The organism is Segatella oulorum F0390 (genome assembly GCF_000224615.1).
In the GTDB taxonomy this organism is placed as follows: Bacteria; Bacteroidota; Bacteroidia; order Bacteroidales; family Bacteroidaceae; genus Prevotella; species Prevotella oulorum.
Window position 1 is genome coordinate 246282 of sequence record NZ_JH114215.1, and the last position, 26780, is coordinate 273061.

A 26780-nucleotide genomic window follows, 5' to 3' on the forward strand; every position below is an offset into this window, starting at 1 on the left:
TCATTTATAGGCACGAAAAAGGTGTGCAAAAAGTTTATGAAAAACTTCTTGCACACCCTTTGTTTATAAGAGATTATGTTGTATATTACGCGCGCGTCGCGCGTACCTTTATATTGGTCTCGCTCCTGTGTGTGTGTGTGTGTGTTACACTTTTATTTGGTTCTGCCAAATAAAAGCTGTTAAAAGTCGAAATATTTTTATTTTCTGTCTTCATTTTTACACCTACACGCGTTATTGTTTTGATGATGTTTATAACGAACATCGGATGCAAAGATATAAAGTTTTGTTGGAAGCGGCAAACAATGCAGCGAAAAATGTGCCGGCGCCTGCGCTTACATGATTTGGGTCACTTCTTGCAAACCGTCGATGCCTTTTAATTGGGTGATGATGGTTCCCACTTCGTTTCGGTTGTGCACCCGCACGTCAATCTTCCCCTCGAAGATGCCTTCGTTGGTTCCGATGCTTACGTTGCGGATGTAGAGGCCTAATTGTTCGGAGAGCACTTCGGCCAAATCGCAGAGCATGCCTTAATGCCTTTGATTTGTATGGTTGTGTCGAAGAAGAGGAGGTTGTGCATGTCCCACTTGGCGTCTAAAATGCGATTACCATAGCTCGATTTGAGCTTGCTGGCCACGGGGCAGGCGCGCTTGTGGATTTCGATGTGGTTGCTGTTGTCGATGTAGCCCAGAATGTCGTCGCCGGGAATGGGGTGGCAGCAATCGGGGAACACATAGGTGTTGATGTTTTCTTCGTTGATGAGGACGGGCTTTTTCTTTTTGAAATCGGCACCCACGGTGAACAGCTGCGACAGTTTATTGGGTTTCTCGGTGGTTGCAGGGGTTTTCTTATCGTGGAGAAAGGGCACGTAGCGTCGCCAGGTGGTGGTGCTTTTTTCTTTGACATCTTTGCCCAACAGGTAGTCGAGGTCCTGGTCGCCCAAGATGATTTGCTTGTTGCCGATGGCTGCGAATAGCTCATCGTGGCGTTGTAAATGGTGCAACTCAACCAACTTGTCTAATACCGATGAGGTGAGTTCCAACTGGTTGCGCGTGAGCCAGTCGGTGAGTGTCTCTTCGCCCTTGCGCTGTGTCTCGCGCTCGTCGCGCCGCAAGATGGCTTGTATTTTGGCGCGTGCCTTTGCGGTTGAGACGAAATTAATCCACGAGGCTTGCACGTGTTGCGCCTTGCTGGTGAGAATTTCTACTTGGTCGCCGCTGTTGAGCTTGTGGCTCAGTGGCACCAACTTGTGGTTTACCTTTGCGCCGATGCAGTGACTTCCTAAGAAGGTGTGAATTTGGAAGGCGAAGTCTAAGGCGGTGCAGCCTGCGGGCATGGTTTTGATTTCGCCTTTCGGAGTGAAGACAAATATTTCGGAGGCAAAGAGGTTGAGTTTGATGCTGTCCAAAAAGTCCATCGCGTCGGGCTGCGGGTCGTCTAAGATCTCTTTAATCGTGCTGAGCCAATCGTTGAGCTCGGTCTCGTCCTCGCTGTATTCGCCTCCATCTTTGTATTTCCAATGCGCGGCAAATCCCTGTTCGGCAATTTCATTCATTCTGTCGGAACGTATCTGCACTTCAATCCAGCGTCCTTGTTTGCTCATCAAGGTTACGTGCAAAGCTTGGTAGCCGTTGGCTTTGGGGTGGTTGAGCCAGTCGCGCAAACGGTCGGGATGGCTTTTATAGATGCGGCTGATGGCCACATAGATGTTGAAACATTCGTTGATTTCTTCGCTACGCACCTTGGGCTCGAAGATAATTCTGACGGCGAGAATATCATAGATTTCTTCGAACGTTACGTGCTTGTTTTGCATCTTATTCCATATAGAATACGGACTTTTTACGCGCGCTTTAATCGTGTATTTCAGCCCCATTTGGTCTAAGGCCTCTCGAATGGGCTGTGTGAATTGTGCAAATAGCTCGTCGCGCTTTTCTTGTGTCAGTGCTAATTTGCTTTTAATCGCGGCATATTCTTCGGGATGCTCATAGCTGAAACTCAGGTCCTCGAGCTCGGTTTTAATCTTATTCAGTCCCAAGCGATTGGCCAACGGTGCATAGATGTAGAGCGTCTCGCCTGCAATCTTATATTGTTTGTTGGCAGGTTGCGAAGCCAATGTGCGCATGTTGTGCAGGCGATCGCAGATTTTTATGAGGATGACGCGGATGTCATCGCTCATCGTGAGCAGCAATTTCTTGAAGTTTTCGGCTTGTGCCGAGGCTTTGTCTCCAAAAATGCCGCCACTGATTTTGGTTAGCCCATCAACAATTTGGGCAATTTTAGGACCAAAGATGTTTTCGATGTCTTCGATGGTGTAGTCGGTATCTTCGACGACATCATGGAGTAGAGCAGCGCAAATGCTGGTTGAGCCGAGCCCCATCTCTTCGCAAGCAATTTGCGCCACGGCGATGGGGTGCATGATATAAGGTTCGCCCGAAAGGCGTTTAACACCTTTGTGGGCTTGCTTGGCAAAGTTGAAAGCCTTGGTGATGATTTCAACTTTCTTGCGATGTCGTGAAGCCAAATAGGTGTCTAAAAGATGTTGAAAGGCTTGCGTCACCATTTCTTCATCCAACATTTCACGACTTGTCTCCGTCAGTTCATGCTCACTCATGCTCTTCGTTCTTTTTGTTATTTCACTTTAAGCTTTTTGCCTGCGCGGATGTTGCTGCCTTGAATGCCGTTCAGCCGTTTTAATTTAGCAACCGAGGTGTTGTTGCGTGCCGCAATTTCAGAGAGTGTGTCGCCCTCTTTGATGGTAATACTCTTTGAAGCTGTTTTTACGCCCCTCTTATTCTTGGCATGTCTGTTTTTACCTTTTCTCGCCGAGGCACTGTGCTTGTAGACGCGTTTATAACGCACGATGGTCGGCTCTTCGTCGTTAATTTCTACTTCTGTTCGCTTGGCGTTCATGTCGGTTGGAACATAATTGTAAATCGAATCTTCATTGTCGATGAATTTTGTCACCAACATGGCCGGCAACCGTAGCGTAGAAGGACGCCAACTGCCGTTGATGATGCTGCGACGATATTGGGGATTAAGGGCAGCAACCTGGTCGATGTCGATGCCTAATCCATGGGCAATTTGCTCGAAATATAAATCGCGTTTAATTTCGACGGTATCCGTTTTTGCGGGAAGCTCGGTCATCATGGGGCATATATTATGCTCGCAATAGTAGTTCATAATATAATTGGCTGCAATGAATGCGGGCACATAACCACGCGTTTCTCGAGGCAGATAGGGATAAATCTGCCAATAGTCGTTTTGCTTTGAGCGATGAATGGCCTGATTGATTTTCTCTGGGCCACAATTATAGGCTGCTATCACCAAATTCCAATCACCGTAGATTTTATAGAGGTCGCTCAGATAGTGTGCTGCAGCATACGACGATTTCACGGGGTCGCGCCGATCATCCACCAAAGAATTTACGGTCAGACCGTAGCGCTTTCCGGTGTTGAGCATGAACTGCCATAATCCTGTTGCGCCCACACGTGAGACAGCTCGTGGATTCAAGGCTGACTCAATGACAGGCAAATACTTTAGTTCTAATGGTAAACCATAGGCTTCTAAAGCTTCTTCGAAGATGGGCATGTAGAAATTCTGTGCACCTAACATGTAGCTGACCGACCGTCGCAGTTGACCGCTATATAAGTCGATGAACTTTTGTACGACATCATTATAGGGCATTTCGATAATGGTTGGGAGCTTGCTTAAGCGAAACTTATATACCGAAGCATCATAAACCGGATTTATATCGGGTAGGTTGCACGTTGTGTCGGGACGTAGATAGGTTTTGGTGTTGTATAAGTGCATCAAACTGTCTAACTGCATTGTCATTGCCTCTGGAAGGTCGATGACTTCCTTTTTCCCTTTTGCATTGGTGACGGTAATTTCAGTTTCGTCATCATGCGTCTCATTTTCATCTACAACTTGTGCCTGCATCGTTACAACGGGGAGAGACAAAAGTGTGAAGACTAATAAATAGAGTTTCTTCATTTTAAATTATTCTTTCTTATTCTTGTGCATGTAGCGTGCCTTATTGTCTTGCCGTTTAGAAGGTTAAACTGCAATGTAATCCAACTCCTGAAGTTTGTAGTGGATTAGATGGTGCACCCGTTTTAATCACAGTGGGTTCTACACGCAAACTTAAATCATTTGAAATATCAAATTCGGACAAAGAAGCATCTACGTAAGCATCAATGACCGAGAGCGCGTAAACGCCAATCATTGTGAAGATACTTAAATCACGCCAGCGCCGATAGCGTTCCTTTCGGCTTCTAAAGAGTTCTTGATAGCGCGCTATGTTGGAGCTGTTGATGGTTGTTCCTAAATGGACAAACTGTTTATAACTGGCTGTTGTGGGGTCGTTGTCCATAATGTCCATGTAGGCTTGTGCGTAGTCACGATACATTTGGTTGTTCCATTGAATGGCGTAAGCACACCCCACCATGCCACCATATATAATAGGTAGCTTCCAAAACTTTTGGTTATAAATCTGTCCTGCGCCGGGAAGAATGAGCCCAAGCCATAATGCTCGCTTAGGATTGGGCTTCCAAGTGGCCCAATCACGTTTCATTTTTTTGCGAGGTTGCTGGCTTTTGTGCGCGAGTGTTGTGCTGTCTTTTTGCATCTGTATGGAGGCGGTATAGCCTTGTTGTTGATTAGCCACAACAGCAACCATTGCATTTTCTTGTTGTGCCCAAAGCGTTGTTGGTAGCACAAACAGCACGACGATCGCGATGACGTGATAAAACTTTATCACCAATTATTCCTTTCCTTTTAGTTGTTCGAAAATGCTTAATAAGCGCTTCAGGTCGTCATCGTTGGCAAACGGAATACTTATTTTTCCCTTTCCTTTAGCCGAATAACTCATTTGCACCTTTGCGTTCAAACAATTCGTGAGCATCTTTTTTGCTTCATTCAGCGGCTCCGGCAATTGGTTTTTTGCCACGATTTTCTTTTTCCCGCTGTCTATATCCTCGCCGTTCTTTAATGCTTGCGCCAATTCTTCAACCTTTCTTACCGAATAGTTGTGTTTCTGAATCTCTTTAAACACTTTTATCTGCAACGAAGGACTATCGATAGAAAGGAGCGCACGTGCGTGGCCCATGTCGAGTTCTTTCTTTTGCAAAGCCATTTGAATTTGTGCAGGTAATTTCAGTAGGCGCAAATAGTTGGTGATGGCTGTACGGCTTTTGCCCACGCGTTCAGACACTTTCTCTTGCGTCATGCCGCTACCTTCTAAGAGATGTTCATAGGCTAAGGCAATTTCAATAGCGTTTAAATCCTCGCGTTGAATATTTTCAACGAGCGCCATTTCCATCACATTCTCGTCTTTGATGGTGCGAATGTAGGCCGGAATGGCTTTCAGTCCGGCTAATTGCGAAGCTCTCCAGCGTCGCTCGCCTGCGATGATTTCAAACCGATTATCAGAAATCTGCCGTAGCGTTATGGGTTGGATGATGCCAATTTCTTTTATGCTGTGCGCTAAATCTTGTAGTGCTTCTTCATCAAATTCGCGGCGCGGTTGATTGGGGTTCGCCTGAATTTGCTCGATAGCGATTTCGTTAATCGTTGACGAACCTTGTGTTCTAACTGCGTCGGTTGAAATCAGGGCGTCGAGACCACGCCCCAATGTGTTAAACTTTTTATGCACTGCCATTGCTGTTCCTTCTATGATTGCGATGTTTGCTTATGCGTTTTTGTTGATAATTTCCTTTGCCAATGCCAAATGGTTTTTGGCGCCGGTGGAGTCTGCATCATACAGAATGACGGGTAGTCCGTGGCTCGGGCTTTCGCTGAGTTTCACATTGCGCTGGATAACAGTTTTGAACACTAACTCTTGGAAATGCCGCTTCACCTCATCGTAGATTTGATTGGCCAAACGCAGGCGGCTGTCGTACATGGTCAGCAAGAAACCTTCAATCTCCAACTGCTGGTTGAGCTTGCTCTTAATAATTTTGATGGTGCTCAACAGCTTGCTGATACCTTCCAAGGCGAAGTATTCGCATTGCACGGGGATGACCACAGAGTCGGCTGCCGTGAGTGCATTTACCGTGATGAGTCCCAAGGAAGGGCTACAGTCGATAAGAATGAAATCGTATTCCTTTTTAATAGGGTCTAAGAGATTTTTGAGCACCCGTTCACGATTTTCTAAATTCAACATTTCGATTTCTGCTCCCACTAAGTCAATGTGGCTGGGGATAATATCTAAGCCTTCAATATCGGTTGTGTAGATGGCATCGCGCACATCGGCGTGGTCGATGATACATTCGTAGAGCGAGCAATCGACCTCTTTGGTGTCAACCCCCAAGCCACTTGAGGCATTGGCTTGCGGGTCGGCATCGACCACAAGCACAGATTTTTCTAACGTAGCCAACGAGGCGGCTAAATTGATGGTTGTTGTTGTTTTACCGACGCCACCTTTTTGATTGGCTAATGCAATTATTTTTCCCATTTCTAAGAACGTTGTTTTGTCCGCAAAGGTACATATTTTGGGCGAGAAACACGATAAATAAACTTTTTTTTAGTACTTTTGCGGCGAATTCAAAACAGATAGAATGGCACAAAATCGCCCCTTTATTTTAATTTCGAACGACGATGGTTATCATGCCAACGGCATTAAAACGTTGGTTTCATTTTTAAAAAATCAGGCCGACCTTTTAGTGTGTGCGCCCGAATCGGGACGTTCGGGTTTCTCGTGTGCCTTCTCGGCTGCTGTTCCTTTGCGCCTTAAGCAGCGCCACAATATGGGCGAGATTGAGGTGTGGTCGTGCAACGGAACGCCGGTTGATTGCATTAAGTTAGCACTGAGCGAACTGTGCCATGCACGCCGGCCCGACCTCATTCTCAGTGGCATCAACCATGGCGATAATGCCTCTGTCAATCATCATTACTCGGGCACCATCGGCGCAGCTAAGGAGGGTTGTATGAAGTATATTCCTTCGATAGCCCTCTCTACGTGCAACGACGACGAGGATGCCGACCTCAGCTACCTGCAAAGCGACGTGCTCGCGCTGGTGAAACGTGTGATGCAGGAAGGCTTGCCCAAGGGCGTTTACCTCAATGTGAACTTCCCCGCACAGCCGCCTTTCAAAGGCATTAAGACCTGCCGCATGGCCCATGGGAGTTGGGTGAACGAGGTAGAACGATTTACGCACCCCCGCCATTACGATTATTTTTGGATGGCTGGACATTATCAGAACGACGAGCCGGCGAGCGAAGATACCGACCAATGGGCGTTGGCACATGGTTATGTGGCCGTCACACCCCTGAAAATCGATACCACCGACTATTCGTTTTTGCAGAAAATACACGGCTGGGACACCCACCTTTAACTCAACACATGAAATATTATCTCCTTGTAGGCGAGGCCAGCGGCGATTTGCATGCTGCCGAATTGATGAAAGCTCTGCGGCAATACGATGCCGATGCCCAGTTTCGTTTCTTTGGTGGCGATAAGATGCAGGCCGTTGGCGGCACATGTGTGAAGCACTATCGCGAGTTGGCCTATATGGGTTTCGTGCCTGTCTTGCTCCATCTGCGCACCATTTTTCGCAACATGGCGCAATGCAAACGCGACATTGTGGCCTGGCATCCCGATGTGGTTATCCTGGTGGATTATCCGGGGTTTAACCTCAGTATTGCAAAGTTTCTGAAGCGGCATACGACCATCCCGACTTACTATTACATCTCGCCCAAGATTTGGGCGTGGAAAGAATGGCGCATCAAAGCCATTCGGCGCGATGTGACCGAATTGTTTTCCATCCTGCCGTTCGAAGTAGATTTCTACGAGCGAAAGCACCATTTCCCCATTCATTACGTGGGCAACCCCACGGCCGAGGAGGTGGCGGCTTATCGGAAAGTCCATCACACCACGGCCGAAGCGTTTGCCGCACAGCACCAACTAACTCCCAACAAACCCATCATCGCCTTGCTGGCGGGTAGCCGAAAGCAAGAGATTAAGGACAATTTGCCCGCCATGATGCAGGCCGCAGCTTCTTTCGCCGACCGCTACCAGATGGTTTTAGCCTGCGCGCCAGCCATCGAAGCGCGCTATTATGATGAGGTGATAGCCCGCGTGACTGTGCCGAATGGGATGGTGTTGCATCGTATTGAAAACGCCACTTACGACTTGTTGCAGCATGCCACGGCCGCCTTGGTCACTAGTGGCACGGCAACCTTGGAGACCGCACTCTTTGGTGTGCCCCAGGTGGTGTGCTACAAAACGCCCGTTCCGCGGCTCATTCGCTGGGCGTTCACCCACATCCTGTCGTGCAACTACATCTCGCTGGTCAATCTCATCGCCGATAAAGAGGTTGTGGCGGAGCTTTTCGCCGATCGTTTTTCGGTGGAACAAATCACAGCCGAACTGGCGCAAATCCTACCCGGTGGTGCGAATCGCAGCGAGATGTTGGCCGGCTATCGTTTGGTGGAGGAGCGGTTGGGCGAGGAACGCGCGGCACAAAATGCTGCCCGGCAAATGATAGCACTTTTGCAACGGGGCTAACCGCAAGGCCACGTGGCCGAAATTTCTTTAAAATCTGATGATATAATTTTGGGAAAGGCTGAGACCGGCGGGAACTCCGCCACACATTCCCCAATCAGTTTGACATCGGCGGAAACTCCTCCGCATATTTCTCAATTAGGTTGAAGCTGGCGGGAACTCCGCCGCTACTTGTATTTGATGAGGATATAGACGGCGAGAATCACCAGTACGAAGCCTAACATGACGGACCACGTGAGGGATTCGCCAAACACGAAGATGCCGATGAGCATGGCCGTGAGGGGTTCGAATGCGCCTAAAGTGGCCACGGTGGTGCTGTCGATGCGCTTCAACGCCATCACGAGCGTGACGTTGCTGATGGCTGTGGGGACAAGACCGAGCAACAGCAGATGAAGCAGGATGGTGGGTTGATGGATGGGGTAGAGGCCACCTGTGGTGAAGGTGGAATAGAGCGTGAGCAGCAGCATGGCCATAAAAAAGATGAGCACGTTGGGCTTGAGATTGCCTAAGTGGGCCAAGTGCATGCGCGGATAGAGCACCATATAAATGGCATAGAAAAGTCCTGAGAGCAGTTCGAGCACTACACCTACAATCGCCCCCGTGTGCATCGCGCCCGTTGTAGCTCCCGAAAGTAGTGCCACACCCACGATGGCCAGCAGCAACGCCGTGGCTGTGACAGCGCGGAGGGGCTGATGGCAGAAGATAATTTCGATGAGGGCGGTAAACACGGGATAGGAGAAAACGAGGGTGGTGGCCACGCCACTGGGAAGGTAGCGATAGCCGCTGATGATGCAAACGGCCGAGCAGGCATAGAGTAGGGCGAGGAAAGCCAGGCGGAGCCCTTCGCCATAACCGATGCGCAGCGATTTCTTGTTGGCGATGAGCACGGCGAGCATGAAGAGGCAGGCAAAGCCAAACCGATAGACCAAAAGCGACGATGGTGGCATGCCTGCCGACAACACGGGCAGGCTGAAGAGCGGAATGGTGCCAAAGGTGGCGGCCGAAACGATGGCATCAACATAGCCACGGGTTGGTTGGGCGGAAGATTTCATGTTGCGCTGAGCTGAAAATAGCACACTACTTTCACGATGCATGGCACCGATGAAAGTAGTGTGCTTGTTGTTTGTGGATTAATGTTGCTCCATTTGGCGCGCAACCCATTGGCGTGCGTTGACAAAGGCTTCTATCCACGGCGTAACCTCGTCGGCGTGGCGTCGGCGTGGATAGTAGGCGTTTTGCCACCGGAAGATGGCGCGTTCGGGGTGGGGCATCATGGCTAAATGTCGGCCGTCGTTCGAACAGATGGCGGCCACATTGTAGTCAGATCCGTTGGGGTTACCGGGGTATTCGGCGTAGTTGTATTTCGCCACGATGTTGTAGTGTTCTTCGGGCTCGGGCAAGTGGAAATGTCCTTCTCCGTGTGCCACCCAAATGCCCAATTTCGAGTTGCTCAGCGATTTCAACATCACGCTCTCATTCTGCGGAATGGTGAGCCCCACAAAGGCACTCTCAAACTTCTTCGAAGTGTTGTGCAGCAGGTGGCTGCGTTGTGCGTGCTCGGGATTGATGAGGTTAAGCTCAATCATCAGTTGACAACCGTTGCAGATGCCGAGGCTCAGCGTGTCGGGACGTGCATAGAACTTGTCCAAAGCTTCTTTGGCCTTGGGGTTGTAGAGAAATGCGCCCGCCCAACCTTTGGCGCTGCCCAAAACGTCGCTGTTGGAGAAACCGCCACAGAAGACGATGAGGTGGATGTCGTCCAGCGTCTCGCGCCCGCTGACAAGGTCGGTCATCGTGACATCCTTCACGTCGAAGCCCGCCAAATAGAGTGCGTAGGCCATCTCGCGGTCGCCATTCGTTCCTTTTTCGCGAATGATGGCGGCCTTGATTCCCGATGGCGCTTGGCGGTTGGGCGTGATGCCATAGCTTTCGAACGTGCCGCGGAAGCTGTCGTTGAAGTGCAGGTCGAGCGGCTGCTTTTTGTAGTTCATGAAGCGTTGTTTAGCCATGCCGTTGCGGCTCTGGTCGCGATCGAGCAAGTAGGATGTGGTATACCACTTGTCGCGCAGCATGTCGATGTCAAATTCGTGTGTAAAATCGCCTTTCTTGATGGTGAGGGTGCGCTGTTTCGGTGTGGGATAACCTATCTTTGCAAAGCCGATACCTTCGTCGTCGAGGAATGTTTTCAACGCCTCTTCGTGGATGTCGCTCACTTGAATGACCACGCCGGGGTTCTCGGCAAACAGCACTTTGATGATGTCGTCGCTCGTGATGTCGTACAAGTTGATGTGCATGCCGCCAGTGGTGTTGGCAAAGGTCATCTCTAAAAGGGTGGTGATGAGGCCGCCCGCGCTGATGTCGTGGCCTGCCATAATCCATCCGCGGCGTATGAGTTCCTGAATTGTTTCGAAACAATCGGCGAAATATTCTGCATTCTTAATTGTCGGCACATCGCTTCCCACTTTGTCTAAACTCTGGGCAAAGGCGCTGCCGCCAAGATGCTGCTCGTCGAAACTGAAATCAATATGGTAGAGTGAGCTGTGCTTGTCATTCACCAAGACGGGGCTAACGGCCTTTTTGATGTCATACACTTCGCCTCCCGCACTCACGATAACCGTTCCCGGTGCGATGATTTTCTCGCCGTTGGGATATTGTTGACTGAGCGAGAGGGAGTCTTTTCCCGTCGGAACATTCACGTGCAATGCGCAACAGAAGTCGCTCAAAGCTTCAACGGCTTCGTAGAGCCGAGCGTCTTCGCCTTGCTGTGAACGACAGGGCCACATCCAGTTTGCGCTGAGGCTGACGCTGTGCAATCCTTCGCTGAGCGGTGCCCAAACGAGGTTGGTTAGCGCTTCGGCCACTGAGAGCACGCTGCCCGCCTTGGGATCGGCTAATCCTGCTTGTGGCGCATGTCCCATGGAAGTTGCGATGCCTTTCTCTCCTTTATAGTCAAGGGCTACGATGCCACAATCCGACAGCGGTAATTGAATCTCGCCTTGTGTTTGCTGCCTTGCCACCTTTCCCGTTACCGAACGATCAACTTTGTTGGTTAACCAATCTTTGCAAGCTACGGCTTCCAATTGCAGCACGCGCTGCACATAGGTATCCAATGCTTCAGCCGAATAGGTGACATTCTCGTAGGTGCGTGTGACAGTCTTGTCGCACATGATGGTGACAGGAGTGTGTCCAAACATCTGTGCCACGTCTAAATCGAATGGTTTTTTGCCATCCTCCTGCTTGAAACTGAAATGTGCGTCGCCAGTCGTTTCGCCTACAACATACATTGGTGCACGTTCGCGCTCGGCAATCTTCTGCACATAATCCAAATGTTGCTCATCAATCAAAAGCCCCATGCGCTCTTGACTTTCATTGGCTATAATCTCTTTAGCCGAAAGGGTTTGATCGCCAATCGGGAGCTTTTTCATTTGAATCTCGCCACCACATTCCTCAACTAACTCCGAAAGACAATTCAGATGGCCTGCACTGCCGTGGTCGTGAATGCTCACAACGGGATTCTCTTTATCCTCAACAAGCGCGCGGACTAAATTGTAAGCACGCTTCTGCATCTCGGGATTAGCGCGCTGGATAGCATTTAATTCAATGCCATTACTATAGCGACCCGTATCAACAGACGATACACTTCCGCCGCCTAAACCAATGCGATAGTTGTCTCCCCCGACAACAACAATCTTATTTCCTGTCTTAGGTGTCTTCTTTAGGCAGTCGCGTTTCTTGCCAAATCCAACGCCACCAGCCAACATAATGACCTTATCGTAGGCATATTTCTCTCCGTTCTCCTGGTGTTCAAAGGTGAGAACCGAACCGCAGATGAGCGGTTGACCAAATTTATTGCCAAAGTCACTGGCACCATTCGAAGCCTTGATGAGAATTTGTTCGGGGTTTTGATAAAGCCATTCTCTTAGGGGGAGAATGCTTTCCCAGTCACGTTCTGTCGCTAATCCTTCATCGTTTTGTAGGCGAGGATAGGCCGTCATGTAGCAAGCTGTCCCCGCTATAGGCCAAGAACCAACACCACCTGCCATGCGATCGCGGATTTCTCCGCCCGTTCCTGTTGCCGCACCATTAAAGGGTTCCACCGTAGTTGGAAAGTTATGTGTTTCTGCTTTCAGCGATATGACGCTTTCAATCTCTTTTGTTTCAAAGAAACTGGGCGCACAAGGGTTGCTTGGAGCAAATTGTTCTATCATGGGACCTTGCGCAAAAGCTACATTATCTTTATAGGCTGAAAGAATCGAATTGGGATTCTCCTGCGTTGTCTTTTTAATCAAAGCAAAAAGTGAGGAGGGGCGTTCCTTGCCATCAATCACAAATTTTCCACCAAAGATTTTATGGCGACAATGTTCTGAATTGATTTGAGCAAAGCCAAAAATTTCAGAATCTGTTAGTGGACGTTGATTGGCTTTCTCCAATTGGTGGAGATATTTAATCTCATCTTCACTGAGTGCCAATCCCTCTTGCTCGTTGTATTCTTCTAAGTTTTCAACATATTTAATGGCATCGGGCTGATGATTAATGGTGAAAATATCTTGATCCAAACCGTCGTACATGCGCTGTAACATCGTGTCATACTCCGCATCTTTGCTGCTGATGGGGTAATATTCCTCAATGCGTAAAATGCCATCAAGATTCATATTTTGTGTAATCTCAACGGCATTTGTGCTCCAAGGAGTCACCATTTCTCGGCGTGGTCCCACGAAAAGCCCGGCAAGTTTATCGTTGCCTTCATAGGTCGCCTCTCCGTAAAGCCAACATAGTTTGTCGATTTCTTCTTGTGTGGGTTGATGATTGAATTGTGTAGCAATAATGCTCTGTGTTGTTGTTTTGAAAAAAAGAATCATACTTTCTTTATTATAATAGGTGAAGTGTTGTGTTATGCAAAGTTACAGTAATTCTGTTTATCACACAAATGAATGTTGCTTTTTTTATAAGTCTCTGTAACGTTCCTGTTTTTGTATCAGGTATAGGGAGCCATGTTCCTATCATTTTATGTAGAATTTTTTAATGTGTTGAAGAAGTTGTAATAGAAAATCTTCTTTTGCTAAAGAGAGATATAACTGTTTATTTTTGTCAAACATAATTCGAAAAATAATCAGAAAGATTTATTTTATAGACAACATTTTTTTGTAATAGTTGTATGAAAGTTTTCCAAAATTTTTTGTAAATTACTGATAATCAATACATATTTAAAATATAATGTTTAAAAAGTTATCCAAAAATAAAATTTAATATAGATAATTTGCTTTTTTAATTGAGTATTTATTATCTTTGCATGAAGATATAAGTAATATAAAAAATAAAGGATATATGATACAGACAGTAGTTAAAAGGGATGGTAGAATCGTTGGTTTTAACGAGCAAAAGATTATGGCAGCGATTCGTAAAGCGATGCTGCAAACAGATAAAGGTGAAGATGAAGCCTTAGCACAAAAGATTACTGACCATATCACGATGCGTGGAAAGAGTCAGATGACAGTAGAAGGAATCCAAGATTTTGTAGAAAAAGAATTAATGAAAAGTGCCCGAAAAGATGTGGCACAGCGTTACATTGCTTATCGAAATCAACGAAGTATTGCACGAAAAGCTAAAACACGTGATATTTTTATGGAAATCGTGAATATAAAAAACAACGATGTAACACGTGAAAATGCGAACATGAATGCCGATACACCTGCAGGCATGATGATGAAATTTTCTTCGGAAACCACAAAACCATTTGTTGATGATTACCTGTTGTCGCAAGATGTTTATGAGGCTGTGCGTCAGAATTATATCCATATTCATGATAAAGATTATTATCCTACGAAGAGTTTAACTTGCGTTCAACATCCTTTAGACCATATTCTAGATGACGGTTTTGTGGCAGGGCATGGTTCTTCTCGTCCTGCAAAACGCATTGAAACGGCAGCAGTTCTGGCATGTATCTCTTTAGAAACTTGTCAAAATGAGATGCATGGCGGACAAGCTATTCCTGCTTTTGACTTTTATTTGGCACCTTATGTTCGTACTTCTTATATAGAAGAGGTGAAAAATGTAGAACGTTTAATGGGGCTCGATCTTTCACATCTTTATCATGCAGAGATGGAAGATTACACCATAAGTGAGTTGACTGACTTGGAAGGTGATGCACGTTGGCAGCAACATGCCGTCAATAAAACTGTAAATCGGGTGCATCAGGCGATGGAAGCCTTTATCCACAATATGAATACCATTCATAGTAGAGGAGGAAACCAAGTCGTATTTTCATCCATTAATTATGGCACTGATACTTCTGCTGAGGGGCGATGCATTATTCGTGAATTATTAAAATCGACTTATGAGGGAGTCGGAAATGGCGAAACAGCAATATTCCCTATTCAAATTTGGAAGAAAAAACGTGGTGTAAATTACTTGCCTTCTGACCGAAACTATGATTTGTATCAATTGGCTTGTAAGGTGACTGCACGCCGTTTCTTCCCCAATTTTCTGAATTTAGATGCCACGTTTAATCAGAATAAAAATTGGAAAGCTACTGATCCCAAGCGTTATATGTGGGAAGTTGCAACAATGGGATGCCGTACACGTGTGTTTGAAAATCGTTTTGGTGAGACAACAAGTGTGGGGCGTGGCAACTTAAGTTTTACCACAATTAATATCGTTAAATTGGCCATAGAATGTCGATCAATAGCCAATTCTGAAGAGCGGATTAACACTTTCTTCAAGAAGTTGGATCATATTTTGGAAATCACAGCAAAGCAATTGGATGAGCGTTATCAGTTCCAGAAGACCGCTTTTGTGAAACAATTTCCTTTGTTGATGACGAAACTTTGGATTAATGCCGACAAATTAAATCCGGATGATACGATAGAAAAGGTCATTAATCAGGGCACTTTAGGCATCGGATTTATAGGATTGGCCGAGTGTCTAAAGGCTTTAACGGGGAAACACCATGGTGAAAGTGAAGAAGCACAGGCTTTAGGTTTGAAGATTGTTCGTTATATGTGCGATCGATGTGCCGAATACTCAGAGCGTTATCAGCATAATTATAGTCTGTTGGCTACACCGGCTGAAGGCTTGTCTGGACGTTTCACCCGCTTCGATCGGAAAGAATTTGGCGAGATAGAAGGTGTCACAGATCGTGATTATTATACAAACTCCAATCACGTTCCGGTGTATTATAAATGCTCTGCAACACATAAAGCGCAAGTAGAAGCACCTTATCACGAATTAACACGCGGTGGACATATATTCTATGTAGAGATGGATGGCGATGCAACACATAATCCAAAGGCCATAGAGCGCATTGTTGATATGATGGATGCCTATAATATGGGCTACGGAAGCATGAATCATAATCGTAATCGTTGCATGGATTGTGGATATGAAAATGCAGCAAAAAAATTAGATGTATGTCCAAAATGTGGAAGCACGCATATCGATAGATTACAGCGTATTACGGGTTATTTAGTGGGAACGACCGAACGTTGGAATAAAGGAAAACTTGCAGAATTGAATGATCGCGTGACACATACAGATGAAAATTAATTCTGTTTTAAAAGATAATGAAATCTTATGGGGCAGGGAATAGTCAGCTTCGGTTTCTGAAAAAGGAGCATTATTTGTGCAAACAAATAGAATGGTAGAAGTGACTATCCCCACCTTTAATGATAATCAGTTGTTATAAAATATATGATTCACGTATTACGAGTGGTGCATGACACAATGGTTGACGGACCAGGATTGCGTACTTCGATTTATTGTGCGGGGTGTCCACATGCTTGTTTGGGCTGCCATAATCCGCAATCCTGGGCTTTTGGTCAAGGAGAACGCATGACAACTGAAACTTTGATGGATGAGATTTTAACCGATTCTTTTGCTGATGTTACGTTTACCGGTGGTGATCCAATGGCTCAGGCCGCAGGTTTCTTGGATTTAGCAAAGGTCATTCGGGAACAAACGCATAAAACAATTTGGTGTTATACGGGGTTTACTTTTGAAGATCTCTTGCAAAATTCTACACAAAGGGCATTGTTAGAAAAGCTTGATGTGTTGGTCGATGGACGCTTTATTGCATCGCAAAAGGATGAAGACCTACTGTTTCGAGGGAGTAGAAACCAGCGATTAATCGATGTAAAACGCTCTCTTTCAACACAAAAGGTTGTGCTTTGGAAAGCTGATTCAGCTATGGCGATTTAGAAGAATATACTTAGATTGTTAAGAAAATCGCTGTGATTGGGCTTTAAAAAGGTGTATATTGGTGTGAAATATAGCACACTTTATACCATAAACTATACGATATTACTGCATAAAATGGCTCATATTTATTCTCAATATGAACCATTTTTTTTATGAAAGCCATTGCACCTTGGATACATGTGCTATTCCATAAGTGATGAATGAGGACATAGTACTGTATGAAAAGAATGGAAATGATGTAGAGAAAGAAAAGGAAAAAACTGCTTTTGGAAAATGGTGGGATTGGTTTTTGGGTATGTAATAGGAGAAAAACCTTATAGTATTTCTCAAATAAGGTGTTGTATATTAAAGCAGACTTAGTGTTTATCCCATTATGTTTTGTAAAATATTTTGGTATTCCGGTATATCCTCTAAAAATAAATATTTTTTACTATTATAATCCATCTTACAGCAATAGTGTTGTCGTCCATTTGAAACTATTAAATAGTCTACATGCAGCAGCATGTTATAGACTGATATTTGGTCGAATGTCTTTTGTGTGATGGTAATATGAGGTGCTTTATATTCTAAAATCATGAGTGGTTTAAGGTCTTTAGAGTATAGAATAGTGTCTGCACGTAATCTCTTTTGGCCAACTTTAAGTTCTACTTCATTAGCCAAAAGTGTTGCCGGATATTTTTTATAGTTAATTAAAAAGTGGATGAAGTGTTGGCGCACCCATTCTTCGGGAGTGAGTGCAACATACTTTCGACGGAGAATATCTAAAATTGTTGGTCGGTTGGGAGTTCCTGCTAACTTTATATCGAAATCGGGTAGGTTTAATGGAATCATTTTATTATTTTTGCAGTAATGAGGTTGAATGTGACAATGTAAATTAAAACATTGCTTGACACATTGGCCTTTTATGCAAAGATAATAATAAAAATTGAATTCTAAAATGCCCGAAAAGAAAAATGTAAGTGCGACGTATGAGCAAATTATGCGCGACTTGAATGCAGGGAAATTTTCACCTATATATATATTAATGGGTGAGGAATCTTATTATATTGATAAGATTACGGACTATATTGTAGAGCATGGTCTACAACCTGCAGAACGAGATTTTAATCAAAGTATTGTCTTTGGGACAGATGTTTCTGCTGCGCAAGTTGTAGATTTGGCAAAAGGATTTCCTATGATGGCCGTAAGGAGGATTGTCGTTGTACGCGAGTTTCAGAATATGAAGAATACGGAAGCGTTAGAAAACTATTTTAAACATCCTGCTATTTCGACAACACTTGTACTCTGCTATAAAAATGGAACGATAGATAAACGCAAAAAGTTTTTTACCATAGCACAAGGAAGTGGTGCGGTGATTTTTGAAAGCAAAAAATTGTATGACCGAGAGCTTCCGGGATTTATTGAGGGTTATCTCAGACAGCAACAAGCAACGATTGATTGCAAAGCGGCACAAATGATGGCTGAATTTGTGGGGGCAGATTTGAGTCGATTAACTTCTGAATTGGATAAATTGCTCCTATCATTTTCTACATCCCAACGCCGCATCACACCGGAATTGGTTGAGAAGGAGGTTGGTATTAGTAAAGACTTTAATGCTTTTGAATTGCGTAATGCGATAGTCAATCGCGATGTTTTTAAAGCTAATTTAATCGTAAAATACTTTGACAAAAATCCAAAGTCGGGTTCACTCTTTGCTTTTCTGCCAATGCTGTTCTCTTATTTTGAAAATCTAATGATTGCACATTATACACCGAATAGGACAAATGAAAATAGTCTTGCACAAGCACTTGAGTTGCGGGGTGGTTGGGCTGCGCGAGATTATCTTCGAGGAATGCAAAATTACTCTGCAATGAAAACGCTCCAAATTATTTCTAAAGTTAGAGAGATTGATGCCAAAAGTAAGGGAATAAATAACCCAAATACAGAAGTCGGAGAGCTTATGAAGGAGCTTATCTTCTTTATTTTGCATTAAAAATAGCTATTTTTACCTTGTTTTGTTCTAAATGAAGTGCTCCATAAGAGCACTTTTTTTAGGCATAAATATCGGTAAATAAAGGGTTTTGTCCTATTTTAATAGCCTCATATTTTGCGCATTTATAATATTCTTTCCAATGGGCCAGAATATTAAAAATATGATGAAAAAATGCCTTTTTCAAAGAAAATTGCTTTAGGTTTTGTTTTATTAACATTCATATTTCTGTATTTTACAAAACAAAACTCGATAAATCTTGTTATAAATTTATATTTGTAAACAGGATGGTTTTGTAATATTGAATAATTCACATTTTTACAATGATAAATTATTTACCCGAATATTTATATTTATATTCTTAAATGAATAAATATGTACCCATTGAAATACCATGCAAATAGCTCATATTCTGTATTATATAGGACTTTTAAAGAGTAATTAATCCCACAATAACGATTATTTAGTGGTATAGGAGATAATCTCGTGTAGTCATCTTTTTCTATTCTAATATAATCAGCTTTTAACCAATATATTAACTTATAATGAATAAAATGATAGATAAGGTGCATTTTTGTTTGTGAATTTGTATATGCAAATCAAAATGAGGTTAATTTACATTCTTATTTTTGTTTATGCTGATTTATGTTTGTAAATGTAAATTCGCGTAATAAAAAATAGTTTAAGTTTGTTGTTTATTCAACTTTTTTGCTTTACCTTTGTAAATTGTATAGGAACAAGGTAATTTGAACATATTTTTCGATGCTTTACGTATGAAAGAGCGTATAAAACAGATTATGGAGAGTCAACACATGACCCAGCAAACTTTTGCACAGTTCATTCAAATATCACCTGCATCTTTGAGTAGCATATTTAATGATCGTACGAAACCGACTTTGGCTATCGTTGAGGCTATCTGTGCAAAAATACCGACCTTATCTTTAGAGTGGTTGATGTTTGGAACGGGGGCTATGTATAAAAATGATGTTGTAAATTCAGCAGGCAATGGTAGTAATGCATCTCAAAAAACATCTGACGGTATGCTTAACTTTGCCGAAGAACCGTCCCCTACTTCTCCATCATCTTCTTCTCAATCTGTTGTGCCAGATGGGAACAAAATCACTATGAAACCGCAAAAAGAGGTTGTGAAAATTATTGACAAAAAGGAGAGGAAGATTTCTGAGATACGTATTTTCTATGATGATAATACATGGGAAACCTTCGTTCCTGCAAAAAGTTAGTTGTTGGTAACTAACTTTTTTTTGTTATCTTTGCAAGAAACAGAAGCGCAAGCGCAAAGATGGAAAAACAGATTTTAGATTTGAGAGTGAAGTCGGTTGAGCAATTAGGTTTCCGCTATTCATTGATTAAGTTAACAAGTGACGAATCTCTTCCAACAATTTATCCGGGGCAGTTTGTTGAAGTTCGTGTGGATCATTCCTCACATACCTTTCTAAGGCGCCCTATTTCAGTCAACTTTGTTGATGTAGAAAATCGAGAACTTTGGCTTTTAGTGGCACAAGTGGGACATGGGACACGGCAACTTTCTAAGCTCGTACCAAACGAATTTCTAAATTGTTTGCTGCCTTTAGGGAATCATTTTACGATACCAACAGATATTAATGCTAAGGTTTTATTGATTGGAGGAGGTGTCGGCGTAGCTCCATTGCTTTATTATGGGAAAGTGCTTCATGATAGAAAGTATGATGTTACTTTTCTTTTAGGTGCAAAATCAAAAGATGACTTGGTTGAAAAAGAACTTTTTGAGCAATACGGGGAGGTCTGCATTACAACCGAAGATGGTAGTTTGGGTGAGAAAGGTTATGTTACAAACCATTCAATTCTCCAAAAAAGAAATTTCTCATATCTAGCAACTTGTGGGCCAAAGCCCATGATGCTAAGTGTTGCGCGCTATGCACATGCACACAAAATTCTATGTGAAGTTTCGTTAGAGAATAAGATGGCATGCGGTTTAGGTGCATGTCTTTGTTGTGTAGAGCAGACGAAGGATGGGAATGTTTGTGTGTGCAAGGAAGGTCCTGTTTTAAATATAAATAAATTATTATGGCAGCTTTAAATGTAAAAATAAATAATGTTGAATTTAAAAACCCTATCATCACTGCGTCAGGAACTTTTGGTTATGGTTTAGAATTTGCAGATTTAGTGCCGTTAGATAAATTAGGAGGGATCATCGTCAAAGGGACAACTTTACATCATCGTGAGGGAAATGATTATCCACGGATGGCAGAAACGGCTCAAGGGATGTTGAATTGTGTGGGGCTTCAAAATAAAGGTGTCGACTATTTTTGCCGTGAGATTTATCCAAAGATTAAGGATATAGGCACCAATATGTTGGTCAACGTGAGTGGGAGTAGCCCGGAAGACTATGCCGCATGTGCAGCGCGTATTAATACTTTAGAGAAGATACCTGCGATAGAGCTGAATATCAGTTGTCCGAACGTACGCGAAGGGGGGATGGCTTTTGGCGTAACTTGTTCGGGAGCTGCACAAGTTGTGAAGGCTGTTCGTTCCGTTTATGATAAGACGCTTATTGTGAAGCTGTCGCCGAATGTTACCGACATAGCTCAAATAGCTTGTGCTTGTGAGGATGAAGGAGCCGATGCAGTCTCACTTATTAACACGCTTTTGGGGATGGCTGTAGATATAGAGCGCCGAAAACCGCAGCTAAGTATTCGGACGGGTGGTTTAAGTGGCCCGGCTGTTAAACCTGTAGCGTTGCGTATGGTGTATGATGTTGCGCATGCAGTGAAGATTCCTGTGATTGGCTTAGGCGGTATAAGTTCGGCAGCTGATGCGATAGAATTCCTTATGTGTGGTGCAACAGCCATTCAAATTGGTACGGCTAATTTTGTAGATCCTACTGTTACCATAAAGGTTATCGAAGGATTGGATTCCTGGTTAGATGCGCATGGTTGTCAGAGTGTGCATGAAATCATCGGTGCTTTAGAGGTGTAATGGTTATAAGCATTGAGGTATAAATGGGCTATAAGCATTAGGGTGAAATCATAACTATATATAATAAGGTGGTAAAATGTGGGGCTATTGATGGAAAAGACCTACCTTTGCTGCCGCAATTCAAACAGTTTTTAATAAGATGGAACAAGAAAAGAATAAGTTTATATCGGTTTCTTACCGTTTGTATGATGTGACAGCAATGCCGAAAGCACTTCTTGAAGAGACACAAGATGGGCGTCCTTTTGATTTTATCAGTGGTTTTGGCATCACTTTGCCGGCTTTTGAGGCAGCTATTGTCCATTTAACTAAAGGCGAGCATTTTGATTTTACATTGTCATCAGCTGAGGCTTATGGTGATTATGTGGAAGCCCATATTGTCGATTTGGATAAATCTATTTTCATGATTGATGGTAAATTTGATGATACGCGTATTGCAATAGGCGCAGTTATTCCATTGCAAAACGAAGATGGGCAGCGATTCAATGGGCGAGTGTTAGCTATCAGTGCGGACAAAGTGAAAATCGATTTAAATCATCCGTTGGCAGGGAAAACCTTGAATTTTGTCGGCGAAGTGTTGGAAAACCGCGATGCTACAGCCGAGGAACTGGCACAATTTGCTAAGATGTTGCATGGCGAACACAGCTGTGGAGGCTGTGGTGGAGGATGCCATAGTGGCGGTTGTGAGCACGACGAATGCGGCGGTTGTGGCGGTTGCCATTAAAAAAACTATATGTTGTTTGCGCTATGCGAAATAGTTTTGGGCATCTTTTTCGGCTAACCACCTTTGGAGAGAGCCATGGTGTGGCTGTAGGGGGCGTGATTGATGGCATGCCTGCGGGGGTCGTTATTGATATTAATTTCGTGCAAAACGAGCTCAACCGCCGGCGACCGGGACAAAGTCGTGTGACAACCTCACGTGCAGAAGCTGACCGAATAGAGTTTCTTAGTGGCTTGTTTGAGGGGAAATCCATTGGCGCTCCCATTGCTTTTGCCGTATTTAATCAAGACCAACGCAGTCAAGATTATGATGCTTTGCGTACGTTGTACCGCCCTTCGCATGCCGATTTCACCTATGAAGCTAAGTATGGTATCCGAGATTATCGTGGTGGCGGGCGTGCTTCAGCGCGCATTACCCTTGCACGTTGCGTAGCAGGTGCAATCGCTAAGTTGGCGCTGCAGCAGCACAATATTCATGTTCATGCTTACACTTCACAGATTGGCCCCATCGCTTTGTCCGCAGATTACCATCATTATGATTTAAACCAGGCGGAACAAAACATCGTGCGTTGTCCGGATAGTGCCATAGCCCGCCAGATGGAAGCGCTCATTATGAAGGTGAAACAAGAGGGAGACACGCTTGGCGGCATTGTTTCTTGCGTCATTCAAGGCTGCCCTCCGGGATTAGGTGAGCCCGAGTTCAGCAAGCTGCATGCCGATTTGGGCAGTGCGATGTTGAGCATTAATGCAGCAAAAGGTTTTGAGTATGGTGACGGCTTTGCGAGCGTCGGCCATCGTGGCAGCGAGACAAACGATTGTTTTACCGTGTCGGATGGCAGTGTTACCACCTCAACCAATCACAGCGGGGGCATTCAAGGCGGCATCAGTAATGGGCAAGACATCTTCTTTCGGGTGGCATTTAAGCCCGTTGCAACGCTTCTGAAACCGCAATCCACCGTCAATCAGCATGGACAGCCGGTGACCTTTAAGGCTAAAGGCCGCCATGACCCCTGTGTTGTTCCGCGCGCCGTTCCCATTGTCGAGGCAATGGCCGCGATGGTGATCTTCGACCATTATCTGCTCCATCTAACCGGGAAGTTTTAAGAGAAAAACATTGGGCAGATGCAACTTTTGTTTCGAACTATAAGCATCTGTTTGACGTAGGTCAATAAATGTTGTCTTTCTGCCGTTTTCTGTGATAATTGCTTTGTTCTTTCTTTTTCTCGCCCTACCTTTGCATTGTCTTAAGAACAAAAAGACATTTTAAAACGAATAAAAAACAGGTATAACAGAGCGCGGCGGCAACGCATGGCACTCTTAATTTTAAAAGGTAAAAAAGATATGAAAAAGATTGTTTTGATGTTGGTAGCATTAGTGAGTATGACAACGATGGCTTTTGCCGAAGGTGAGAATGCAAAGGCAGCAAATGAGGCTGCTGCTTACGACATGAGCGTGAACTATTCTAAGTTGGCTAACGCTTTAGGTCTTTCAATCGACCAGTTGGAGAGCGTTGAAGACGTGCACAAGACCTTCTGCATCGAAATGATGAATGCGGCAAACGCTCCTAAAGACGAGCGCAAGGGCATGGTTGACAAAGCCATTGAGAAGAATTTGAAGTATATGCGTTATATCTTGAACAGCAATCAATATAGCAAGTATTTGCAACTGTTGAACGCAACAATGAACAATCGTGGCTTGAACAATTAAGCCCGTCACCATATTGAGAAGTTGTTAAAACTAAAAAGGAAGCTGCATGTCTGGCAAAACAGACGTGCAGTTTTTTTATGTTGTAGTCACCACAAACGAAAACCCAGGCTCAAATCAATCGTTAGCATCTGTTCGGGTCTTGTTTGATGGTGGGGCAGATAGGCTGCCACCTTGTAGTATGCGTGCAAACACGTTTTGTGCCTTGCAACACGATTTCGTATGCGTGCAAACACGTTTTGCGCCTTGCAACACGATTTCGTACGCATGCAAACACGTTTTACATCGTTGCAACAACTGATTCGGGGGTCAATATGGCCATTACATCGTTGCAACAACTCATTCGGGGGTCGAAATGACCGTTACATCGTTGTAGCAAACGATTCGGGGGTCGAAATGACCGTTACATTGTTGCAGCAAACGATTCGGGGGTCGAAATGACCGTTACATTGTTGCAGCAAACGATTCGGGGGTCGAAATGACCGTTACATCGCTGCAGCAAACGATTCGGGGGTCAATATGACCGTTACATCGTTGCAGCAAACGATTCGGGGGTCAATATGACCGTTACATCGTTGCAGCAAACGATTCGGGGGGTAATATGACCGTTACATTGTTGCAGCAACTCATTCGGTGGGCAGAACGGGCTTTTACATCATTGAAACACAGCATAACAGCTATGTAACTTGTGGGTATGTCGCCTGAAGCGTTAAGTTTGCAAGCATTCCTACAATCTTGCCATCAAACGCCGCCGACTTTGCTGACCTTCCTGCAATCTTGTCGCCCAAAAAGGCATGAACGCTAGCATATTTTGCCGTCATGCCAGCGCAAAAGGCCGATTTTGCTTGATGCTTTTTTGTTTAGCTTTGATAAAAACCGAGCCGTATGGACGCTAATCACAATAAATTTATTATTTTTGTGTGTCGAAAATTCAAGAAGATGAGAAAAGAAGATTTAAGAATTGTTTTCATGGGGACACCTGAGTTTGCCGTAGAAACCTTGTCAAAATTGGTTGAGCAGGGCTATCATGTTGTGGCAGTTGTGACACAACCCGACAAACCTGTTGGCCGTCATCAGGACACGTTGCAGGCATCGCCCGTGAAGCGCTATGCCCAGGCGCATGGTTTGCCCGTGTTGCAGCCCGAAAAGATGAAAGACCCGGCGTTTGTTTCGACATTAAAAACCTATCGGGCCGACTTGCAAGTGGTGGTGGCTTTTCGCATGTTGCCCGAAGTGGTGTGGGCGATGCCTCGCTTTGGAACATTTAATGTGCATGCCGCCTTGTTGCCACAATATCGTGGTGCGGCTCCCATTAACTGGGCCATTATCCACGGCGAGCGGGAGACCGGCGTTACAACGTTCTTCTTAGACCACGACATTGACACCGGGCGCATCATCTTGCAAAAGCCTTTCCCTATTCCTGAAGATGCCGATGTAGAATATGTGTATGAAGGCCTGATGCGCTTAGGGGCGACGGCAGCGATAGAAACGATTGATAAAGTTATTGCAGGCGATGGGAGAGTGGAGTCGGTTGCACAGGACGATTGGGCGCAGAAGCCTGGTGGGGCGTTACATTCGGCGCCGAAAATTTTCAAAGAAACTTGCCAAATTGATTGGCAATGGCCTGCAAAACGCATTTATGATTTTGTGCGCGGCCTCAGTCCTTATCCATGCGCTTGGACGAATTTAAATGTAGATGGAAAGGCTTCGACGCTGAAAATTTATAAGACAGCGCAAACCACGGCCGCTTATTCTGGTGCGGCTGGGCAGGTGGTTGTTGAGCAGAGTCGTTTGTTTGTCGTGTGTGGCACAGGATGTTTGGAAATCTTAGAGCTGCAACTTGCCGGCAAGAAACGAATGGCTGCGCGCGACTTTCTGAATGGGATGCGGCAGCACGATTTCTCGTTTGTCGCGCAATAACCGGCGCATGGCATGAGAAAAAGCATAGAGATTAGGGCCTGAAAGCCTATAGATTGTGGTGCAAAAGCCTATTCTTTATGGCATAAAAGCTGCGATATGGGTTAGGAGGAGCGCGGCAAAACGAAAAGAAAAACGAATAGAGAAGAAAACGATATGACACGAGAAGACGATATTAAGAATGCCGTTTCTTGTATGAGACAAGGCGGCGTAATCCTTTACCCCACCGACACGGTGTGGGGAATCGGTTGTGATGCGACCAATGCCGAAGCTGTGGCCAAGGTTTATGCCATCAAACATCGGGACGACTCCAAAGCACTTATTTGCTTAGTCGATTCGGATGCGCGTTTGCAACGCTATTTCCGTAATGTGCCATCTGTGGCTTGGGAGCTGTTTGATGCAGCCGTCAAGCCCACGACAGTGATATTGGAGCATGCCGTGAATGTGGCTGAAAACTTAGTGGCCGAAGATGGAAGTCTGGCCATGCGCATTACCAACGAGCCCTTCAGCAAGGAGCTTTGCTATCGTTTTCAGAAGCCCATCGTAAGCACCAGTGCGAATGTCAGTGGGCAGCCGGCTGCGTCAAATTATCGCGATATTAGCGAAGAAATTCTGCAAGCTGTGGATTATGTGTGTTGGAGTCGGCGCAACGAGCACAAACCCCATACGCCAAGTGCTATTATCAAATTGAATGAGGATGGCCAGGTGCAAGTCATTCGGAAATAAAAGGTATAACAGAAATTTTAAGCGTTTTGAAACTTTCACGTTTGCTTGATTGGAGAAAAGCCCATTTGTCAGACCGGC

The 26780-nt window shown here is 44.7% G+C and carries 20 protein-coding genes and 1 pseudogene; 13 read left to right on the plus strand and 8 right to left on the minus strand.

The genetic code is table 11. The features are described from left to right. Positions 1 to 332: 332 nt before the first annotated feature. The 5 genes and pseudogenes from HMPREF9431_RS01010 to HMPREF9431_RS01030 all read right to left on the minus strand — a co-directional run bounded on the left by HMPREF9431_RS01010 (position 333) and on the right by HMPREF9431_RS01030 (position 6451). Positions 333 to 2608: pseudogene (locus HMPREF9431_RS01010) on the minus strand (RelA/SpoT family protein). A gap of 17 nt (positions 2609 to 2625) precedes the next feature. Further along, a complete protein-coding gene (locus tag HMPREF9431_RS01015; RefSeq protein ID WP_004379187.1) occupies positions 2626 to 3990 on the minus strand; it encodes a lytic transglycosylase domain-containing protein in 1365 nt (454 codons plus the stop codon). Positions 3991 to 4045: 55 nt separating this feature from the next. Beyond that, a complete protein-coding gene (locus HMPREF9431_RS01020) occupies positions 4046 to 4759 on the minus strand; it encodes a DUF5683 domain-containing protein (protein ID WP_004379188.1) in 714 nt (237 codons plus the stop codon). Continuing rightward, positions 4760 to 5656 carry a ParB/RepB/Spo0J family partition protein gene (locus HMPREF9431_RS01025; RefSeq protein ID WP_004379189.1) on the minus strand — a complete coding sequence of 299 codons (897 nt, stop codon included), beginning with the start codon at positions 5654 to 5656 and terminating at the stop codon, positions 4760 to 4762. A gap of 30 nt (positions 5657 to 5686) precedes the next feature. Next, a complete protein-coding gene (locus HMPREF9431_RS01030) occupies positions 5687 to 6451 on the minus strand; it encodes a ParA family protein (protein WP_004379190.1) in 765 nt (254 codons plus the stop codon). Between the two features lie 103 nt (positions 6452 to 6554). Between HMPREF9431_RS01030 and surE the strand changes: the two genes are divergently transcribed. Both surE and lpxB read left to right on the plus strand, forming a co-directional pair. Next, on the plus strand, positions 6555 to 7331 hold the full coding sequence (gene surE / locus HMPREF9431_RS01035; protein ID WP_004379191.1) for a 5'/3'-nucleotidase SurE: 777 nt from the start codon (positions 6555 to 6557) through the stop codon (positions 7329 to 7331). An 8-nt stretch (positions 7332 to 7339) separates the two neighbouring features. Further along, positions 7340 to 8503, plus strand: coding sequence for a lipid-A-disaccharide synthase (gene lpxB, locus HMPREF9431_RS01040; RefSeq protein WP_004379192.1), 1164 nt, complete (start codon positions 7340 to 7342; stop codon positions 8501 to 8503). A 164-nt stretch (positions 8504 to 8667) separates the two neighbouring features. Here lpxB and HMPREF9431_RS01045 read toward each other — a convergent pair whose 3' ends face one another. Together HMPREF9431_RS01045 and purL are read right to left on the minus strand one after the other, a co-directional pair. Next, complete coding sequence (locus tag HMPREF9431_RS01045; RefSeq protein WP_040560637.1) at positions 8668 to 9552, minus strand: DMT family transporter; 885 nt, start codon at positions 9550 to 9552, stop codon at positions 8668 to 8670. A gap of 78 nt (positions 9553 to 9630) precedes the next feature. Continuing rightward, the gene (gene purL / locus HMPREF9431_RS01050; protein ID WP_004379194.1) at positions 9631 to 13359 is read right to left on the minus strand and encodes a phosphoribosylformylglycinamidine synthase; all 3729 of its coding nucleotides are present in this window, start codon (positions 13357 to 13359) and stop codon (positions 9631 to 9633) included. A gap of 466 nt (positions 13360 to 13825) precedes the next feature. Between purL and HMPREF9431_RS01055 the strand changes: the two genes are divergently transcribed. After that, entirely contained in the window at positions 13826 to 16042 is a 2217-nt protein-coding gene (locus HMPREF9431_RS01055; protein WP_004379196.1) for an anaerobic ribonucleoside triphosphate reductase, read from the plus strand. Between the two features lie 144 nt (positions 16043 to 16186). Then, positions 16187 to 16693, plus strand: coding sequence for an anaerobic ribonucleoside-triphosphate reductase activating protein (gene nrdG / locus HMPREF9431_RS01060; protein ID WP_004379197.1), 507 nt, complete (start codon positions 16187 to 16189; stop codon positions 16691 to 16693). Positions 16694 to 17056: 363 nt separating this feature from the next. On the opposite strand, the gene HMPREF9431_RS01065 is transcribed toward nrdG, so the two are convergent. Next, positions 17057 to 17524, minus strand: a complete 468-nt coding sequence (locus HMPREF9431_RS01065) for a type I restriction enzyme HsdR N-terminal domain-containing protein (RefSeq protein ID WP_004379198.1) — start codon at positions 17522 to 17524, stop codon at positions 17057 to 17059. A gap of 106 nt (positions 17525 to 17630) precedes the next feature. On the opposite strand from HMPREF9431_RS01065, the gene holA reads away from it, so the two are divergent. The 9 genes from holA to HMPREF9431_RS01115 all read left to right on the plus strand — a co-directional run bounded on the left by holA (position 17631) and on the right by HMPREF9431_RS01115 (position 26702). After that, a complete protein-coding gene (gene holA, locus HMPREF9431_RS01070) occupies positions 17631 to 18665 on the plus strand; it encodes a DNA polymerase III subunit delta (protein ID WP_004379199.1) in 1035 nt (344 codons plus the stop codon). A gap of 770 nt (positions 18666 to 19435) precedes the next feature. Further along, positions 19436 to 19903: a helix-turn-helix domain-containing protein gene (locus HMPREF9431_RS01075; protein ID WP_040560638.1), complete on the plus strand. Its 468-nt coding sequence runs from the start codon at positions 19436 to 19438 to the stop codon at positions 19901 to 19903. Between the two features lie 59 nt (positions 19904 to 19962). Then, positions 19963 to 20739, plus strand: coding sequence for a dihydroorotate dehydrogenase electron transfer subunit (locus HMPREF9431_RS01080; RefSeq protein ID WP_004379203.1), 777 nt, complete (start codon positions 19963 to 19965; stop codon positions 20737 to 20739). Continuing rightward, positions 20727 to 21638, plus strand: a complete 912-nt coding sequence (locus HMPREF9431_RS01085) for a dihydroorotate dehydrogenase (RefSeq protein ID WP_004379204.1) — start codon at positions 20727 to 20729, stop codon at positions 21636 to 21638. The genes HMPREF9431_RS01080 and HMPREF9431_RS01085 overlap by 13 nt, the downstream gene beginning before the upstream one ends. A gap of 139 nt (positions 21639 to 21777) precedes the next feature. Beyond that, positions 21778 to 22359, plus strand: a complete 582-nt coding sequence (locus HMPREF9431_RS01090; RefSeq protein ID WP_004379205.1) for an FKBP-type peptidyl-prolyl cis-trans isomerase — start codon at positions 21778 to 21780, stop codon at positions 22357 to 22359. Positions 22360 to 22382: 23 nt separating this feature from the next. Then, positions 22383 to 23459 (plus strand): chorismate synthase, encoded by a 1077-nt coding sequence (aroC, locus tag HMPREF9431_RS01095; RefSeq protein ID WP_004379206.1) that lies wholly within the window; start codon positions 22383 to 22385, stop codon positions 23457 to 23459. A gap of 237 nt (positions 23460 to 23696) precedes the next feature. Continuing rightward, positions 23697 to 24062, plus strand: coding sequence for a hypothetical protein (locus tag HMPREF9431_RS01100; protein WP_004379207.1), 366 nt, complete (start codon positions 23697 to 23699; stop codon positions 24060 to 24062). A gap of 936 nt (positions 24063 to 24998) precedes the next feature. Further along, positions 24999 to 25979 carry a methionyl-tRNA formyltransferase gene (fmt, locus tag HMPREF9431_RS01110; RefSeq protein ID WP_040560997.1) on the plus strand — a complete coding sequence of 327 codons (981 nt, stop codon included), beginning with the start codon at positions 24999 to 25001 and terminating at the stop codon, positions 25977 to 25979. A gap of 153 nt (positions 25980 to 26132) precedes the next feature. Next, a complete protein-coding gene (locus tag HMPREF9431_RS01115; protein WP_004379210.1) occupies positions 26133 to 26702 on the plus strand; it encodes an L-threonylcarbamoyladenylate synthase in 570 nt (189 codons plus the stop codon). Positions 26703 to 26780 lie beyond the last annotated feature (78 nt).